9 protein-coding genes and 1 riboswitch are annotated in these 19182 nt (G+C 63.0%); of the genes, 1 reads left to right on the plus strand and 8 read right to left on the minus strand.

Annotated elements, in window-relative coordinates; all coding sequences use genetic code 11:
- Positions 1-136: 136 nt before the first annotated feature.
- From NN662_RS11995 to NN662_RS12005, 3 genes are all read right to left on the minus strand, one after another.
- Entirely contained in the window at positions 137-4744 is a 4608-nt protein-coding gene (locus NN662_RS11995) for a calcium-binding protein (protein ID WP_261930478.1), read from the minus strand.
- A 280-nt stretch (positions 4745-5024) separates the two neighbouring features.
- Positions 5025-8486 (minus strand): ATP-binding protein, encoded by a 3462-nt coding sequence (locus NN662_RS12000; RefSeq protein ID WP_261930479.1) that lies wholly within the window; start codon positions 8484-8486, stop codon positions 5025-5027.
- 4 nt (positions 8487-8490) lie between these two features.
- Positions 8491-9729 carry an exonuclease SbcCD subunit D gene (locus tag NN662_RS12005; protein ID WP_261930480.1) on the minus strand — a complete coding sequence of 413 codons (1239 nt, stop codon included), beginning with the start codon at positions 9727-9729 and terminating at the stop codon, positions 8491-8493.
- 166 nt (positions 9730-9895) lie between these two features.
- On the opposite strand from NN662_RS12005, the gene NN662_RS12010 reads away from it, so the two are divergent.
- The gene (locus NN662_RS12010) at positions 9896-10882 is read left to right on the plus strand and encodes an aldo/keto reductase (RefSeq protein ID WP_261930481.1); all 987 of its coding nucleotides are present in this window, start codon (positions 9896-9898) and stop codon (positions 10880-10882) included.
- A 61-nt stretch (positions 10883-10943) separates the two neighbouring features.
- Here the strand turns inward: NN662_RS12010 and NN662_RS12015 are convergent, their stop codons facing one another.
- The 5 genes from NN662_RS12015 to clpX form a co-directional block, all read right to left on the minus strand.
- Positions 10944-13145, minus strand: a complete 2202-nt coding sequence (locus NN662_RS12015; RefSeq protein ID WP_261930482.1) for an esterase-like activity of phytase family protein — start codon at positions 13143-13145, stop codon at positions 10944-10946.
- Between the two features lie 139 nt (positions 13146-13284).
- On the minus strand, positions 13285-14178 hold the full coding sequence (locus NN662_RS12020; RefSeq protein ID WP_261930483.1) for a DMT family transporter: 894 nt from the start codon (positions 14176-14178) through the stop codon (positions 13285-13287).
- A gap of 100 nt (positions 14179-14278) precedes the next feature.
- Positions 14279-14428, minus strand: a riboswitch (FMN riboswitch).
- A 168-nt stretch (positions 14429-14596) separates the two neighbouring features.
- Positions 14597-14869 carry a DNA-binding protein HupB gene (gene hupB, locus NN662_RS12025; RefSeq protein WP_261930484.1) on the minus strand — a complete coding sequence of 91 codons (273 nt, stop codon included), beginning with the start codon at positions 14867-14869 and terminating at the stop codon, positions 14597-14599.
- A 215-nt stretch (positions 14870-15084) separates the two neighbouring features.
- Entirely contained in the window at positions 15085-17508 is a 2424-nt protein-coding gene (gene lon / locus NN662_RS12030; protein ID WP_261930485.1) for an endopeptidase La, read from the minus strand.
- A 390-nt stretch (positions 17509-17898) separates the two neighbouring features.
- Positions 17899-19176: an ATP-dependent Clp protease ATP-binding subunit ClpX gene (gene clpX, locus NN662_RS12035; protein WP_261930486.1), complete on the minus strand. Its 1278-nt coding sequence runs from the start codon at positions 19174-19176 to the stop codon at positions 17899-17901.
- Between the last annotated feature and the right edge of the window lie 6 nt (positions 19177-19182).

Raw genomic sequence — 19182 nt, forward strand, 5'->3', positions numbered from 1 at the left:
TATCGGCTATTAATATTCGTACACAAACGCCCATGAAAACGATGGCGTCCAGTACAATCGTTAAACTGCAAACGATACAGAGGGGGCAACGGGCCCCCAGAGACTTCATGACCTTACCTTACGTAAGCAAACCCGGTCAGCTCCACTTGAAATCGGTACTCGCCAGATCGGACGCCGACGTGCCGCTGAGCGTGATCTGCATGTCCACGGCACCGTCGCCATTGACGTCGACATACAGCGTATCCGTCGAGTTGACGAAATAGGCCTCGGAGTTGCCGTTGCCGCTGAACGTCGCATTGCTGCCGAGCCAGTTGAAGGTACCCGACTGCAGACCGGAGAACACCAGCTTGTCGGTGCCGGCAACGAAGTCGGTGATCTTGTCCGCCGTGGCGCCGCTCGATTGCGAGGTCGAGGTGAAGGTGAAGAGATCGGAACCGGCCCCGCCGGTCACCGTATCGATGCCGGCGCCGAAGACGATCGTGTCGCTGCCGGCGCCGAGATCGACGATGGTGTTGGTCGAGCCGGTCAGGACGATCACGTCAGCACCCGACGAGCCGGTGATGTTTTCGGTGTTCGAGACGGTCAGTGTGGAGGCGGAACCGAGCGTCAGGTAGTCCTCACCGCCGCCGAGATCGATCGGCGCTCCGGTGAAGGTACCGGAAATGGTGATGTTGTCGGCATAGCTCGAACCGTTGATGGTTTCGATGCTGGTCAACGTCGCGGTCGCGCCCTCGGCAAAGGTGATGCTGTCGACACCCGTTCCCAGATTGAACTGGCCACCGGTGACCGCCTCCTTCACGAAGACCGTATCGGCGTTCGAGCCGCCGACGATCGATTCGACCGAATAGACCGACACCGTGTTGGTGTAGTTTCCGAGAACAAGCGTGTCCGAACCGTCGCCGAGATCGATTTCCATGCCGGTGGCGGCATCGAGGATCGTCACGCGATCGGCCCCGCCGCCGCCAAGCACCGTCTCGACGCCGGTCAGCGACACCGTGCTGGCGCTGGCGGCAAGCTTCACCTCGTCATAGCCATCGCCGAGATCGAGACGGCCGGAATAGGTATCGCTGTTGATGACCACCAGATCATCCGTCGAACCGCCGACGACGGTTTCGACATTGCTGATCGTCACGGTGTTTTCCGCGTCGGCGAGCGTCAGCTTGTCGTTGCCGTCGCCGAGATCGATGTAGCCGCCGGTCATCTGCGTGGCGAGCGTGATGCGGTCGGAATAGCTTCCACCGGAAATCGATTCGAGATTGGAAATGGTGGCGGTCAGGCCGCCGGTCCAGGTCAACCGGTCGGAGCCTGCCCCGAAATCCATCACCGCGCCCACATTCGAGCCGTCGATGGTGATCACGTCGTCGCTGTCGGAGCCGACCAGCGTTTCCACGCCGGCAATGGTGACCGTCGCCCCGCTGGTGCCGAGATTGAGCGTATCGTAGCCGCTGCCGAGATCGACATAGCCCTGCTCGTAACTGCCCTCCAGCGTCACGGTGTCGGAGAGCGTGCCGCCGATGACCGTCTCGATGTTCTGGACGGTCGCGGTGTTGTTGTAGTTGGCGAACTTGACCTGGTCGGTACCGCTCATCAGGTTGATGACGCCGCCCGTATATTGCTCGATGATGGAAATGACGTCGGAGCCGGCATTGCCCATGATCGATTCGATACCGGACACGGACAGCGTGGCGCCATACTCGGAAATGTGCAGGGTGTCCTGACCGTCGCCGAGCTTGATGACGCCGCCGGTCATCTCATCGGTGAGCCGGACCTCGTCGTCGCCGGCGCCGCCGAGAACCGTCTCGGTGCCGGAAACCGTCACCGTATTGCCGGCGGCTGACAGGTTCAGCGTGTCGTCGCCGTCGCCCAATGAGACATATCCGACGTCGCCGTCCGACAATGTGACTTTATCCTTGCCGGCGCCGCCGACGATGCTCTCCACATGGGCGGTCGTGATGGTGCCGCCGTCGTCTGAGAAGACAACCTGGTCCTCACCGTCGCCGAGGTCGATGAACGCGCCCGTCGTGTAGGTCGCGAGATTGACGACGTCCTCGTACTGGCTGCCGATCACCGTCTCGACATTGTCGATCGTCACCGTCGCCCCTTCCGAGGAGAAGGTCAGCGTGTCGAAACCGCGACCGAGATCGACATAGGCGCCGGTCACCTCGGAGCCGAAGGTGACGGTGTCGGACGAGCGACCGCCGATGATCGTCTCGGCATTGCTGATTGTCGCAGTGTTGTTGCGGTCGGCAAAGATGACCGTGTCGTTGCCGTCGGCCAGATCGATGCTGACACCTGCCGCCGTATCGCTGAAGACGATCGTGTCGTCGGAGCGACCACCCGTGATGGTCTCGACGTTGGCGACAGAAAGCGATGCGCCGTTGTCGCTGATCTTCAGCGTGTCATTGCCGGCGCCGAGATCAACCGTCGTCGCGCCGTCGATCGAATCGATGGTGATGATATCGGAACCGGCGCCGCCGACGATGGTCTCGACGCCCGACATGGTGATCGTGTTGCCGCCATCGGCCATGATGACCGTGTCGTTGCCGGAGCCGAGACCGATGTCCCCGGTGAACGGAGCGGAGATATAGATCTTCTCGATCCCGCTGGAACCGTTGATCGTCTCGACATTGGCGACGGTGATGGTGACGTTGCCGAGCGTCTGCAGCGTATCCTGGCCATCACCGAGATCGATGAAACCTTCATCGATCGTTCCGCCGAGACGGACGATGTCGTCCGCTGCCCCGCCGATCACGGTTTCGACATCGCTGACCGTCACGGTGGCGCCGCTGTCGGAGATGACGAGCTTGTCATTGCCGCGACCTAGGCTGATGACGCCGCCGGTATAGCCTTCGCCGAGCGTAATCACATCGGAGGACTTGCCGCCGGTAATCGTTTCCACGTTGGAGATAGTCGCGGTGTTGTTGAAGTCGCCGAACTTCACGCGGTCGGAATTCTTGCCAAGGTCGATCGTTGCCCCGGTCACGGCCTGATCGAAGATCACGTAATCGGCGCTCGCGTCGCCCAGCACGGTCTCGACATTGCGCGCCGTCACCGTGCCGCCGGAATAGAGCATGACGGTATCGTTGCCGTCGGCCAGGTCGATGATGGTGCCGGTGGTCTGGTTGGAGATCAGCACGTAGTCAGAGCTGGAACCGCCATTGATCGATTCGACCAGGGATACGGTCAGCGTGTTGTTGTAGTTGTCGAGCTTCAGGACGTCGTTGCCGGAACCGAGATTGAACAGCCCGCCGGTGACCTGACCGGACACCGTAACAGTGTCCGTGCTGCTGGAGCCGATCACCGTCTCGACATTGGCCACCGTCAGCTTGTTGTTGCCCGCTGTGATAGACAAGTAATCGTCGCCGGCGCCGAGATCGACATACGAGCCGGAGGAAGACACCGCCATGGCGATGCGATCGTCGCCGCTGCCGCCGATCACCGTTTCCGCGTCGGAGACGTTGATCGTGTTGGTGCCGTTGCCGAGGTAGAGCGTATCGTTGCCCTTGCCCAGATTGATGGTGCCGCGGGTTATTTCGGTCTCGACCACGACATAGTCGTCCGAACGCCCGCCGACGATCGTTTCGACATTCTTGAAGGTGGCGGTGTTGTTGTAATTGCCGAGATAGACGCGGTCTCCGCCCTCGCCCAGATCAAGCGTCGATCCGGTGAGCTGCGTGCCGAACGTCAGGTATTCGGAGCCGTCGCCGCCGATTATCGATTCGATATTGTAGAGGGTCGCCGTGCCGCCGCGGCTTTCCGAGAAGACGAGCGTATCCTGGCCGTCGCCAAGATCGATCTTGCCGCCGGACTGCGCCTCGTCGAAGAGGATCCGGTCGTCGCCGGCACCGCCGATGATGGTCTCGACACCGGTCATCGTCACCGTGTTGCCGCCGTCGGCGAGGGTCACCTGGTCGCGACCACGGTCGAGATCAATGTCGGCACCTGTCGTCGACTCGGCAAGATAGATGATGTCTGTCGAGCGACCGCCGAGAATGGTCTCGACATTGGAGACACTGAGCTTGTTGTTGTAGTTGCCGAGGATCAGCGTGTCTTGGCCGGCGCCCAGATCGACACTGTTCTTCGTCGTGGCATAGCTTGCCAGCGTGATGCGGTCATCGCCGGCGCCGGAAATGATCGTCTCGGTATTGAGAACAGCCGCTGTCGCCCCGGCATCGCCGAAGGTCAGCGAGTCGCTGCCGCTGCCGAGGTCGTAGCGCCCGCCGGTGACCTCGCCGGTAATGGTGATCACGTCGGAACTGGAGCCGCCGGACACATACTCGACGCTGGACAATGTCAGCGTGTTGTCGAAGCGGGAGAGCGTGACGCTGTCGGATCCGTCACCGAGATCGTAGGTACCGCCGGTCACCTGCTCGGAAAAGATGATCTTGTCGGTACTGGAGCCGCCGGTGATGTTCTCGACATTCGCCGCCGTCAGCGTCGCGCCTTCGTCCGAGAGGTAGAGATGATCGTCGCCGCCGCCGAGGTCGACCTTTGTCGAGGTGACCTTGGCGTCGAAATAGACGCTGTCGGCGCTGGCGCCACCGGTTACGGTCTCGACATTGGCAAGGGTCAGCGTGTTCGGCCCGGAATCGGAAAGCGTGAGGGAGTCGCGACCATTGCCGAGATCGATGTAGGCGCCGGTGATCTGGACGGCCGCCGTGATCACGTCGGTGTAGGATGTCGCCGTGATCTGCGAAATATCGGTAACGACTGCCGTTTGACCTATGCCGGATGATCTCGCCATGCCTGTCCCTCGCTTGCGGCCCACTGAACGAAGCGGCACTCTTGCGAGATGGTCGCGGCCGGCGACCAATCTCGAGCGTCACACTCCTGACAGAGGCCTTGCAGACCAAGATCATCTCGGCCCACGATGCAAAAATTCCTAATGAAATTCCCCTGGAAGCAGACCTGGAATATCGGCAGCCGACAAATGCGAAACAGACAGCCCAGACCCATCCTCGCGTTGACGTTAGGGAAAGGGACTTGTGCGAAGCTGGAAGAGAGGGTGGGCTCTGCAGGCAGAACTAGAGGCGAATGACGTCGACAGCTTTTCCGAGTACGTCGCCGGCGATGTCCACAACACTCTGCTGGTGGGTGAACAATACGGTCTGGAACGTGACGGCGCCGAGCGCCAGCGTCTTCAGCCCGGCAGCGGTGCGCTCGTCGTCGAAGGTCTGGAAGATATCGTCGGCGATCAGCGGCACCGGCTCGTTGCGGCTGCAGTAATCTTCCAGGAAGGCCAGACGCAAGGCGAGATAGAGCTGATCGCCGGTGCCCTCGCTCAAGCCCGAGAGCGGCACCTTCTCACCGTTAGACCGCTCGGCCAGAAGCTGCAGCTCGTCCTTGTCATCGTAATCCTGCAGCAGACGGACGAAGGCGCCGTCCGTCAGGCTAAAAAAGCGCTCTCCGGCCCGCAAGATCATCGGATCGGCCTGCGACTGGCGATAGCTGTCGAGCGAGGATTGCAGGATGTCGGAGGCGAGCTTCGTGACTGCCCAGCGGCGGGCAAGCTCCCTCGCCTCTTCTTCAGCCGCACGCTTCTCGAAAGCGGCCATCTCGGCGCTTTCTCCCGTTTCGGCGGCCTCCCGCGCCGCACGATTGTCGGCAAGTGCGGCGTTGAGTTCGCCGAAGGTGCGGTACTGCGCCTCGCTGTCGGCGGTCAGCCGCTCGAGAGACAGGCCCGCCTCCACCGGATCGAAACCGTCGAGCGCCGCACGGGCCTCCGCCTCGTCGACACCCTCGGACTGCTGGCGAAAGCGGTCTCTTGCCTCGGCCAGACGCAGGCGACGGGTCTCGCGCTCGTCGAGACGGCGCAGCAGCGCGCGGCCGTCACCCTCCCCCTGGCCCGCGATCGTCATCGCCTGCAGATCCGCTGCGGTCTCGTCATCCTTGCGGCGCAGATCCTCAAGCTTCTGCCGTCCCTCTTCCAGCGATCGCGTAAGCGTGAGGCGCGCTTCGTTGCGGCTTCGGGCCGTTGCCGCGCGCTCCGTCAATGTCTCGACGGCCGCCGCCGCATTCGTCGCCGCCAGATCCGGCGCGATCTCGGAAACCAGCGCCGCAACCGCCTTCTCGAAGGTCCCGATATCGCGGTTGATGCCGGCAACCCGGCGCATGTAGCTCTGCCGCTGGACGAGCGCATCCGGGACGCGGGCCCACAGGTCCAGCCCGGCGAGGATCGCCTCGGCGGAAATGCCGTCGGGATAGCCGAGCCTTGCAACGGCTGCGGCGAACGGCGCCCGCCACTGCCCCTCTTCGCTCTCCAGAGCCGCTTTCTGGGCCTCCAGCATTTCCAGCCGCCGACGGGCCGCACTTTTCTCGCCCTCAAGCGTGCGGCTTTCCTGCCAGCGGTCGGCCAGTTCGCCGAGATGGCGCTGCAAGGCGCGGCCGAGAGCGACCGCCGGAAGGGCCTCGACGGCGGCAAGCCCGGTCCCGGCGGCAATCGCCTTCATGGCCGGCAAAAGCGTCTCCTCAAGGCGATCGACAACCGCGCAGCGATCCTTCAGCGCATCGACTTCCCGCTGCCGCTCGAAGGCGAGATCAAGCGACCGCCGCCATGCGAGCATTGCCTCCGGATCGAGCGGGGTGACTTCACAATCCCCGTACAGGCCTTCATAGGCGTCTTTCTCGGCGGACAGCGCCGCTTCACTTCTTGCCACGGCAGCCTCTGCCTTCTGCAAGTCCCCAGTCAGCCGCTCGCGGCGCTTGGCAAGTGCTGCATGACGAGACAAGCGCTCGGCATCGGCGAGTGCAGCATCCGACAGCCGATCCGCATCGGCGATGCGGTCGGCGAGCCGGTTCACCGCGGCAGGCTCGGCGGGCTTCTGGCTGTTCGATGCTTCAGCAAGCAAGCGGAGGTCCGTATCGCGCTTCTCTCGGGCGTCGCGGATGTCGGACTGCGTCACCATGGTGGTGCCGGCGCCGAGGCGTTGCATCTCGTCGTCGAGTTCGGCCAGCGATGCGGCAATCCGGTCCCGCTCGCGCGACGCCTCCTTCACGAGATTGCGGGCGGCTGCCAGCCGCTCGCCGAATGCCGCGATCTCCGCCGCGTCCGGCAGCGGTGCGGCGGCGAGACGGTCGAGCGCATCCACGGACGGGCGCATCCGGCCCAGCATGGCCCGCAGGTCTTCCGCAAGGCGCGCCACCTGTACCGCCATCTGCTCCCGCTTGGCGACGTCCTCGATATCGGGTGCCAGCGTTGCCAGCTGATCGCGCCAGGGTTTCGGGTCGATGAGATGACCGCCCCTGTTCTCCGTCAGCCGCTCCAGCGTGTCGCGCTCCGCAGTCACCGCCTCGTTCGTTTCCAGCCGGCGGCGCTGCAGCTCCCTGCCCTGCTCGGCGAGCCGGCGCAGTTCGGTCAGCGAAATCTCGTCCGGGATTTTCGCCTCAAGCTCCTCCAGTCCGGCGAGCCCGAGCTGACGGGAAAGCTGCGAAAGCTTGGCGTCATGCTGCGCCAGTTCACGGTCGACAGCCGGCAAATCCTTGCGCAGGCCGTTGTAATTGCCAAGCTCGCGATAGAGCTCCTGGATACGCGCCGAGGCCGCCAGCAGGCCGTCGTCGACCTCGATGCCCTCCAGCTTGCCGGCACGTTCGCGCGTTTCCGCCTCAAGACGGGCAATGGCTTCCTTCAGCCGCTCCTGGCGCTCCAGAAGCTGGCGCAGCCTGTCCGCCGCATCGTCCTCCATCCCGTCGAGATCGGCGAAGGCCTCCAATGCGCGGGCCTCCGCGTCGATGTCGTCGATCAGCGGCTTCCAGCGTTTCAGGCGGGAGAGCTGGTCGATGGCGTGACCCGTTTCCTTGCGCTCGGAAGCGAGCGCGGCCATTTTCGCGTCCAGCTCGGCGCGCGCGTCCGAAAGCTTCTTCCAGGCATCTGCCCGCAGCGTATGCTCGCGCTCCGCCTTGCGGGCCGCCTCGTAGCGGTCGAGCACCTGGTAGAACAGGCGGTTCTGCGACTTGCGCTCGGCGAAGATGCCGTCGGCCTGCTGGTCGAGCTTCTGGCGCAGGTCGCGCATCCCCATCATGCCGGAGGCGGCGGAAAACAGCAGGCTGCCGATCTCGCCGGAGGAATGCAGCATGATGTCGGCGCCCTTGCGCAGCGCCTCTGTATCGAGACCGAAGGCACGCTCGAAGACGTCGCGACCAAGCGTCCCGAGATAGGGGCTCAGCGCGTCGTCGGAGAGTGGCTCCTCGGCGTCTGTTGCGGCGACCAGCGCGTTCTTGCGCGCCTTGCGGCGGCGGAAGCGAATTTCCGCCCCGTTGCGGGCAACGAGTTGCGCGCCGACGCGCAGGTCGCGGTTGTCATGGCCGAAGCCATAACGGAAATCGCGGTCCGGGAAGCCGAAGAGGAGATCGGAAATGGCGGAGAGCGCCGAGGATTTGCCGGCCTCGTTCGGGCCGTAGACGATGTGCAGGCCGGCATCCGCGCGAAACTCCAGATGCCGTCCGGAGAACTTGCCGTAACGCAGGAGGTCGAGGGACTTGAAGCGCATCGCGTCAGTCTCCCCGCCGTGCCGAGGCGATCAGCAGTTCGCGGGCCTCTTCGAGAAGCGTGCGGGCATCGGCACCGAGCGGCTGGTCACCCGCCGTGCTGCCCGGCGGCATCTTCACCGCGATCTCGCCGATGCGCGCTTGCGCCAATGCCAGCATCTCGGGCGAAAACACGTGACCGTCGATCAGGCCTTCGAGATCGAGCCCGTCAAAATGATCGCGCGTCGTCTCCTCCTGCGGAAGCTCGATCGCAAGCTCCAGCTTTTCCAGCCAGAGATCGGCCCCGGCCCTGTGGCAGGCCGCCTGCACCTCGTCGCGGAAATCCGGACCTGCTGCGGCAATGTCGTGCTTGAGATGCGAATGGCCGAAGAGCCGCAGCCGCAGCGCCGCAGGCCGGCCTTCCATGGCGGCCGCGACCGGTGCAACGGCCTGCTCGATCTTCAGCAGCAGGGCCGGCATCGTATCGTCCGGCATGACCTCGACGGTCGCGGCGGCAAAGCGGGCCTCGTCGACGATCAGCCGCTCGTGGCGGAGTGCGCCATCCTCGACGGTTACTAGGACGGCGCCCCTCGCCCCCTGCTCACGGATGCTGCGGCCCTGGATATTGCCGGGGAAGATGACCGGCGGATCCTCGGCGACCACCTCGTACTCGTGCACATGGCCGAGCGCCCAGTAATCGTAGCCCTTCGACTTGAGATCATCGAGCGAGCACGGCGCATAGGGCGCGTGCGGCTCGCGGCCGGTCAGCGACGTATGCAGGACGCCGATGTTGAAGACGCCAGATTCGGCAGAAGGATAGGCGATCGCCAGATTGTCGTTTGCCGAACGGTTGGCGAAGCCCTGACCGTGCAGCGCCACCTTGAGCCCGTCAATGCGAAAGGTCTCCGGCTTGCGGGTGGAGAATTCGAAGACGTTTTCCGGCAGAGTGATCGTCTTGGTGATCACGCTTTCGGCGTCGTGGTTGCCGCGCAGAAAGTAGACGGGAATGCCCGCCCGCGTCAGCCGCGCCACCTGTCGGTTGTAGAAGAGACCGATCGAATTGTCCGGCCAGTCGCCGTCATAGACATCGCCGGCGATGATGACGAAGTCGACCTCAAGCTCCAGCGCCCGGTCGACGAGATTGGTGAAGGCCTTGCGGCTTGCCTCGACGAAGAGCTTCGCCACGTCGGCATCCTTCAGCGCCAGCCCCTGGAAGGGACTGCCGAGATGCAGGTCGGCGGCGTGGATGAAGCGGAAAGAGGTCATTCGTCCTTCGATCGATAGCGCATGCGCCCCCGTTTTAGGCAATTGCGACGGTCATGCCTATGGTCATCGGGCCTTCCTCCACCATATTCCCCCGGGAACCGGCAAATCTTGTGCGGCCCGCAGGCCGCTGCTATGCCGCAGCCAACGAAAGACAAGGAGGATTGTCATGCATTACCGCCCATTCGGACGGACGTCATTCACTGTTTCTGAAATCGGCTTCGGCGCCTGGCAGATCGGCGGCAGCTGGGGCGATGTCAGCGAGGCCGATGGCCGCGAGGCGCTGAACGCCGCGCTCGACAACGGCGTGACCTTCATCGATACGGCCGACGTCTATGGCGACGGCCGGTCGGAGAAGATCATTGCCGAGGTGCTGGAGGCACGCGGCGGCGAGCGCCCCATGGTCGCCACCAAAGCCGGACGGCGGCTGAACCCGCATGTCGCCGATGGCTACAACAAGAAAAACCTCGAAGCCTTCGTCGATCGCAGCCTTGCCAATCTCGGAGTCGAGCGGCTCGACCTCGTGCAGCTGCACTGCCCGCCGACCGACGTCTTCTATCGCCCCGAGACGTTTGCCGCTCTCGACGAGCTGAAGGCCGCCGGCAAGATCGGCGATTACGGCGTCAGCGTCGAAAAGGTCGAGGAAGCGCTGAAGGCCATCGAATATCCGGGCGTCGTCAGCGTGCAGATCATCTTCAACATGTTCCGCCAGCGCCCCGCCGGCCTGTTCTTCGACGAGGCGCGTAGGAAGAACGTCGCCGTGATCGCCCGCGTGCCGCTGGCAAGCGGCCTGCTTACCGGCAAGATCACCGCCGAGACCAAGTTCGACGCCGAGGACCACCGCAACTTCAACCGCAACGGCGAAGCCTTCGATGTCGGCGAGACCTTTGCCGGCGTGCCGTTTGAAGCCGGCCTGCAGGCGGTCGATGAGATCCGCAAGCTGGTGCCGGAAGGTGCAAGCATGGCCGCCTTCGCGCTGAAATGGATCCTGATGCATGATGCCGTCACCGTCGTCATCCCGGGTGCGCGCAACGCCACGCAGGCGAAGTCGAACGCTGCGGCAGCCGAGCTTTCGGCGCTTTCCGCCGACGTGATGAAGGCCGCCGAGGACGTCTACGGCCGGCTGATCGCCCCGCACGTCCACCAGCGCTGGTAGGAAACGTCAAAGAGGCCCGGCATTGCTGCCGGGCCTCTTCTTCGATGAGCCTGATATGAGATCAGTTGGTCTTGTTCAGGTTGACGGCCCAGAACAGGGTTTCGCCCGAAGAGTCGTCGACGCCGTCATTGTCGGTCACGGCATAGGCCTGACCCGAGGCGTCGATCGTGAAGCCTTCGATCTTGTCGACGGCATAGCCGTGGGTTGCGGCCAGCATGTCCGGCAGCAGATCGTAGGCCAGTTCCTTCTTGACGGTCGGCAGTTCGCCACCGAGCGGCGCCGGCTTCAGTTCGGAAAGAGCAACCTTGTAGATCTTCTTGATCTTGGCGGCTTCGCCGATCTGGTTATCGCGCTCGACGATGTAAGCGTAATCGCCATTGGCGGTGATTTCCGACAGGCCGACCCAGCCGGCTTCGCCCTTGTCGAGCGGGTAGCGTACGGCGCCCCATTCCTTCGAGGACGGCTTATAGGAGACGAGCTTGACGAAGCCCTTCTCGTCATCCTTCCATTCGCGCTGCACAGCCATCCACAGCGTCTCGTCGTCACCTTCGCCGACGCGGGTGATGCCTTCGAAGCCGAAGCGCACCTGGTTGGCGTTCATGCCTTCCGGAATGTCGATCACCTGGTCGACGGCACCATCGGCGCCGGCGTGGAAGATCTGGTGCGGCACGTCCTTTTCCGGATTGCCTTCGTTGGCGATCCAGAAACCGCCCTTGCCGTCCAGCGTCAGGCCTTCCATGTCGCGGTGCTCCATCGTCGCGCCGTCCTTGGTGATGCGGATGGCGTCGGTGATGACGGCCGGCTTCTGCGTCGCGTCGATGACGAAGATCGTCGGCTGAGCCGAATAGAAGCTGTCATTGGTGGCGTAGAGCTTGCCGGGTTCCTTGGCGTCGGCGGCGAGGCTCGAAAGCGCTCCGAAGCCGATCGGATTGCCGTCCTTGTCGTCGGCCGAAACGATCTCCGGGAAGGCCTTCTCGCCTTCGCCGAGTTCGTAGAGCATGACATGCGAGCGGGCGCCGCCATCTTCCACCAGGTCGGCCTCGTTGGCCGTGGCGATCAGGTTGCGCTGCGGGACGGCGATGATGCCTTCCGGAGCGATACCCGACGGCACGATCTGCATCAGTTCCGGCTCGGCGCCGGTGTCCTTGTAGATGCCGACGACGGAAGCGCGCTCGGACATCACGAAGATGTAGTTCTGATCGCCGAACTTGGCGACTTCCAGGCCTTCCAGCTCAACGCCCTTCTTGCCGGCGCGCTTGTCGGGGAACATGCCGAGCTTGGCGATCTCGCGCTCGAGGCTCGGGCCGGACTCGTAGAGCACCTTGCCGGTCGTGTCGAAGATGGTGAAGCCGCGCGAACCGCCTTCGTAATCGCCTTCATCGGCAACGACGACGCGGTTGTCGTCCAGCCACTGGATGGAGTCGGGTTCGCGCTTGACGCCCTTCAGCGAGCCGGTGAAGTCGAGCTTGCCGTCCTTCTTGATGTCGACGCCGTCGATGTCAACTGCACCGGCGCTGAAGTGCGAGGTGACTTCGCCGGTCTTGCCGTCAACGATGACGATGTGGTTGTTTTCCTGAAGCGTCAGGGCGATCTGGCCCTTGTCGTTGATGTCGACAAATTCCGGCTCCGGATCTTCCGGAGCGATCTCGGCGAGGCCGGTGACGTCGATCTTCTTCAGGCCGCCGCAATCGGCAGCGCCATCCTTGAAGGGAATGGTGACGAGATAGCCCGCCGGCATCTGCGGCAGCTTGCCGTCGTTCAGCTCTTCATTGCGCTCGTTCTCGATGGCGATCGCGGCAAAGGAACCGTCCGGCGCGATGGCGATCGAATCCGGCTGGCCGCCGAGATCGCAGGAGGCCTCGATGGCATGGCTCTTGACGTCGATGGTCAGGAGCTTGCCGCCGGTCTTGACGTAATCCTCGGACGTGTTGACGGCAGCAAAAACCTTGCCGAAGCGGGCGGCGACGGAGGTCGGCTCGCCGTCGGCCATGACCGCGCCGAGCGGCTTCGGGGCCTTCGGATCGGTGATGTCGACGAAGCCGACTGCGCCGAGCGGGCTGTCGGAATAGACGAGCGTGTTACCGTCTTCCGTCGCGGTGATGATTTCCGACGAGGTCGGCGTCTTGACGTCCTTGTCGGCCGGCAGGTTTTCCGCGACCGGGAAGGCTGCGATGCGGTTGAACACGGGTTCGGCGAATGCGGCAGCGGCAGTCGATGCCAGCAATGCTGCGGTCAGCGCCGCGCGGGAAAAAGTCGTCGTCATGGGGACCCCCTGTCTCCTCGAATTGGAACCAGGCGGTTTTGCGCATCCTGCATGACAGGCGCATGACAGAGCGCGCCAATATGCGACAATTTCGCACAGGACCCAAAGAAAACCCGGCTCTGGGCCGGGTTCTCGAAGCTCAGGCGGAACGGCGCCGCCGTTCGTTCTGCATGATGAACAGCGAGGCGCCGAGGATCAGGACCGCACCGACCCAGAAGGAGACGGTCGGCGCATAGCCGAAGACGATCCAGCCGGCGAGCACGTTCAGCGGCAGTTTCAGATCGTCGAAGGGCTGCACATAGGCGGCATCGGCGGCGCGGTAGGCCCAGGTCAGGAGATACTGTGCGGCGGCCGTCAGGACGCCCATCAGCACCAGAAGCCCCAGCGCCAGGTCCGTCGGCACGACGAACCCGGCGCCGGCCGCCAGAACGCCGTTGACCGGCGTCAGCAGGACGAGAAGCCAGATGGTGATCGTCTCCGGCTTCTCATAGGCCGTCAGGTTCTTGGTGATCAGCGACGCGCCACCCCAGAGCAGCGCCGCGATGATCGGCAGGAGTGCCGCCGGCGTGAAGGCTTCGGACCAGGGCTGCAGGATGATCATCGCGCCGGTAAATCCGGTCGCAGTCGCCAGCCAGCGCACCACCCCTACCCGCTCGCCAAGGAAGAAGCGGGCACCAAGGATGATGAAGAAGGGCGAGGTCATCACGAGTGCGATCGCCTGTCCGATCGGCACGGAGGCAAGGCCGACGACCCACGCTTCGACGCCGAGCGCCGAGAGGACGACACGCAGAAGGTGATGCCACGGCCGGTCGGTGCGCATGGCACTGAGACCGAGCCGCCAGATGACCGGCACGGACAGGACGGAAGCGAAGGCATATTGCCAGAAGGCGGCAGACGCCGGCGGGAAGCCGAGCCGCATCGTCACCCATTGGGTGGCGGTATTGATGCCCGCAAAGGCGACACCGGCTGCGACCATCAGGATCGCGGCCGCCACCGGGCGGGACGGGTTGAGCACGAGGGAGCTCTGATTCATGTCTTTGTTTCTCCAAAAGAGACCAACACAAATCAGGACGCATGAGGTGGAAAACGGCTTCAATCCCGCGCAGGAACCCCGCCCGGATTGCGACCGTCTCTCTCATTCTCTTCCATCCGGACTATCACCGTCGGCTCCGGAATTGCACCGGATCTGCTGACCCGCCGGACACCTGTCCAACGGCGCTCGCGGGCTTGGGGACGAACCCCTTACCGCCGGTGGGGACTTGCACCCCGCCCTGAGAACAGCCCACAGATAGGATATCCCGACGCACCGGGCAAGAGCGCGGGGGTCCCGGCGGTGTTGACGCTGTGTTCTCAAGGATAGGACACAATAGAAAAACCCGGTGCATTGCTGCACCGGGTTTGAAACTCAATTCCTGCTTCCCTGCGGAGCGCCGGGAACAGCGTCAACCATATTAGTTGACGGCGTCCTTCAGGCCCTTGCCGGCCGTGAACTTCGGAACGTTGCGAGCCGGGATGTCGACTTCCGCGCCCGTGGACGGGTTGCGGCCCTTGGAGGCTGCACGATGCGAAACGGTGAAGCTGCCGAAGCCGGCGAGACGGATGTCGCCACCGTTCTTGAGTTCAGCCTGAACGGTTTCGAAGAGCGCGTCGACTGCGGAAGCTGCATCTGCCTTGGTCAGACCGGCCTTTTCTGCAACTGCGGACACGAGTTCATTCTTGTTCATGTTTCCACCCCTTTCATTGGTATGAAACGACTCATTATCAAGCTCGGCGAGAGCATAGGGGAGCTATCGCCTGCTGCAAGCCAAAAGCCTTGCTACGCAGGGAAAAGCAAGCGTTTTTCGTTCGTATTTCACAAAAAAGGCCGGCATGAATGCCGGCCTTTCGGTAAAATGTATCACTTCGGTCACAGAGCGGTCACGAGGTGGCCGCGCCGCACTCAATGCGCGATCGTGCCGGCCGAATCGTCGGCAGCGTCCTTGCCTGCGATTGCAGGCACGTCTGCCGGCGGTTCCCACTCGATCGGCTCGAGCTTGCGAACGAGCGCGTGCTCGAGCACCTCGCCCATCCGCGAGACCGGAATGATCTCCATGTTGTTCTTCACATTGTCCGGAATGTCGGCCAGATCCTTGGCGTTTTCTTCCGGAATGAGAACCTTCTTGATGCCGCCGCGAAGAGCCGCGAGCAGCTTTTCCTTGAGGCCGCCAATCGGCAGGACACGACCGCGGAGCGTGATTTCACCCGTCATCGCGACGTCCTTGGAGACAGGCACGCCGGTCATGATCGAGACGATGGCGGTCGCCATGGCAACGCCTGCCGACGGGCCGTCTTTCGGGGTAGCACCCTCCGGAACGTGGACGTGGATGTCAGCCTTGTCGAAACGCGGCGGCTCGATGCCGAAATCGATCGCCCGCGAGCGGACATAGGAGGCCGCTGCCGAAATCGATTCCTTCATCACGTCCTTCAGGTTGCCGGTCACCGTCATGCGGCCCTTGCCACCCGGCATCATCACGCCTTCGATCGTCAGCAGTTCGCCGCCGACTTCCGTCCAGGCAAGACCGGTGACGACACCGACCTGATCCTCGCGCTCGGCTTCACCATGACGGAACCGCGGCACGCCGAGGTAGTCATGGATGTTGTCCGCCGTCACGTTGACGCTGGTGACCTTGCCCTTGATGATCTCGGTCACGGCCTTGCGGGCGAGCTTCATCAGCTCGCGCTCGAAGGACCGCACACCGGCCTCGCGGGTATACTGGCGAATGACCGCCATCAGCGCGTCGTCGCTGACCGAGAATTCCTTCGGCTGCAGCGCATGTTCGCGGATGGCCTTCGGCAGCAGGTGCCGCTTGGCGATCTCGGCCTTTTCGTCTTCCGTGTAGCCGGCGATCCGGATGATCTCCATGCGGTCCATCAGCGGACCCGGAATGTTGAGCGTGTTGGCCGTGGTGATGAACATCACGTTCGACAGGTCGTACTCGACTTCCAGGTAGTGGTCCATGAAGGTCGAGTTCTGTTCCGGATCGAGCACCTCGAGAAGTGCCGAGGACGGATCGCCACGGAAATCCATGCCCATCTTGTCGATTTCGTCGAGCAGGAAGAGCGGATTGGCCTTCTTCGCCTTCTTCATCGACTGGATGACCTTGCCGGGCATCGAGCCGATATAGGTGCGGCGGTGGCCACGGATTTCGGCTTCGTCGCGAACGCCGCCGAGCGCCATGCGGATGTACTCGCGGCCGGTCGCCTTGGCGATCGACTTGGCAAGCGAGGTCTTGCCGACGCCGGGAGGGCCGACGAGGCACAGGATCGGCCCCTTGATCTTCGAGGCGCGGGCCTGCACGGCGAGATATTCGACGATGCGTTCCTTGACCTTGTCGAGACCGAAGTGATCCTCTTCCAGCACCTTTTCGGCGAGGTTGAGGTCCGTCTTGATCTTCGACTTCTTGCCCCAGGGCAGACCCAGGAGCCAGTCGAGGTAATTGCGCACGACGGTGGCTTCGGCCGACATCGGGCTCATCTGGCGCAGCTTCTTCAGTTCGGCGTCCGCTTTTTCGCGGCCCTCCTTGGAAAGCTTCGTCTTCTTGATGCGCTCTTCCAGTTCGGCCATCTCGTCACGGCCGTCCTCGGCGTCGCCCAGTTCCTTCTGGATCGCCTTCATCTGCTCGTTGAGATAGTACTCGCGCTGGGTCTTCTCCATCTGGCGCTTAACGCGCGAGCGGATGCGCTTCTCCACCTGCAGGACGGAGATCTCGCCTTCCATGAAGCCGAGCGCCTTTTCGAGGCGTTCCTTGACGCTGGTGGTTTCCAGCATCTCCTGCTTCTCGGTGATCTTGATCGACAGGTGCGAGGCGACCGTATCGGCGAGCTTGGAATAGTCGTCGATCTGGCTGGCGGCGCCCACCACTTCCGGCGAAATCTTCTTGTTGAGCTTCACATAGTTCTCGAACTCGGAGACGACGGAGCGGGCAAGCGCTTCCACCTCGACCGGATCGTCGCCCGGCTCGGGCAGGACTTCGGCAACGGCTTCGTAGTATTCCGGGCGGCTGCCATAGCCGCTGATCGATGCGCGCGCCTTGCCTTCCACCAGCACCTTCACGGTGCCGTCGGGGAGTTTCAGCAATTGCAGCACATTGGCGACAGTGCCGACATCGTACATGGCGGACGGATCCGGATCGTCGTCACCGGCATTGAGCTGGGTGACAAGCATGATCTGCTTGTCCGAGCCCATGACTTCCTCAAGCGCACGGATCGACTTCTCACGGCCGACGAAGAGCGGCACGATCATGTGCGGGAACACCACGATGTCGCGCAAAGGCAGCACCGGATACAGCGTTGCCTGTTTTGCAGCTGACGTTTCTTTCGTCATTTCATGTCCTTTCAAGGGTTCCGTTTCCGGAACAATCGCCAAGGCTTGGGAGGCTTCCAGGCGATATCGGTTGTTTCCTAACAGTTGGAGTATCGCATGGTCGTTTTCAAGGGCATCGCCCGTCCCCACGACCCTGGTCTCCCCGAGCCCGAAGCCTCAAATGAAGGCTAACCGAGCCACCTGTTCCGGAGCTTGCCGATATCACACGCACAGCACCCGCACAGGCCGCAAATGGATTCGGTCCATCTTTCACCGGATTGGTGGTGGACCGCAACGGCAAAGCTCGGCTTTTCAATGGCTAAGCGCAGATTCCAACCCGTTTTGCGACATATTCAAAGCAAAAGGCCCGCGCAGTGGCGGGCCTTTTGATCTTTACTGAGAGACGGGGCCTTACGCGGACGCGTTGGCCTTCTCTTCCTGCCGGTCGGCATAGATGTAGAGCGGACGGGCCGCACCGGTCACGACCTCGTCGGAGATCACAACTTCGCGAACGCCTTCGAGCGTCGGCAGTTCGAACATGGTGTCGAGCAGGATCTTCTCCATGATCGAGCGCAGACCGCGGGCACCCGTCTTGCGGATGATCGCCCGGCGGGCAATCTCGCGCAGCGCATCCTCGTGGAAAGTCAGTTCGATGTCTTCCATCTCGAACAGGCGCTGGTACTGCTTGACGAGCGCGTTCTTTGGCTCCGACAGGATCTGGATCAGCGCATCCTCGTCGAGGTCTTCGAGCGTCGCCAGAACCGGCAGACGGCCGATGAATTCCGGGATGAGACCGAACTTCACCAGATCTTCCGGCTCGAGGTCGCGCAGGACGGCACCGACGCGGCGATCATCCGGAGCCTTGACGGTGGCACCGAAGCCGATCGAGGTCTTCTCGCCACGGGCGGAGATGATCTTGTCGAGGCCGGCAAAGGCGCCGCCGCAGATGAACAGGATGTTGGTCGTGTCCACCTGCAGGAATTCCTGCTGCGGATGCTTGCGGCCACCCTGCGGCGGTACGGAAGCGACAGTGCCTTCCATGATCTTCAGAAGCGCCTGCTGAACGCCCTCGCCCGACACGTCGCGGGTGATCGAGGGGTTGTCGGACTTGCGGCTGATCTTGTCCACTTCGTCGATGTAGACGATGCCGCGCTGCGCCCGCTCGACGTTGTAGTCGGCAGCCTGCAGAAGCTTCAGGATGATGTTTTCGACATCCTCGCCGACATAGCCGGCTTCGGTCAGCGTCGTCGCGTCGGCCATGGTGAACGGCACGTCGATGATGCGGGCTAGCGTCTGCGCAAGGTAGGTCTTGCCGCAGCCGGTCGGACCGACAAGCAGGATGTTCGACTTTGCAAGCTCGACGTCGCTGCCCTTCGAGGCATGCGCGAGGCGCTTGTAGTGATTGTGTACCGCGACCGACAGGATGCGCTTGGCGCCCTTCTGACCGATCACGTATTCGTCGAGGACCTCCATGATGTCCTGCGGCGTGGGAACGCCGTCACGGGACTTGACCATCGAGGACTTGTTCTCTTCACGGATGATATCCATGCACAATTCGACGCATTCATCGCAGATGAACACCGTCGGTCCGGCAATCAGTTTCCGGACTTCGTGCTGGCTCTTGCCGCAGAACGAACAATAGAGGGTGTTCTTGGAGTCACCGCCGTTGCTGCCGCTGACCTTGCTCATATCCTA

This window comes from Rhizobium sp. NRK18, assembly GCF_024385575.1.
Taxonomy (GTDB): domain Bacteria; phylum Pseudomonadota; class Alphaproteobacteria; order Rhizobiales; family Rhizobiaceae; genus JANFMV01.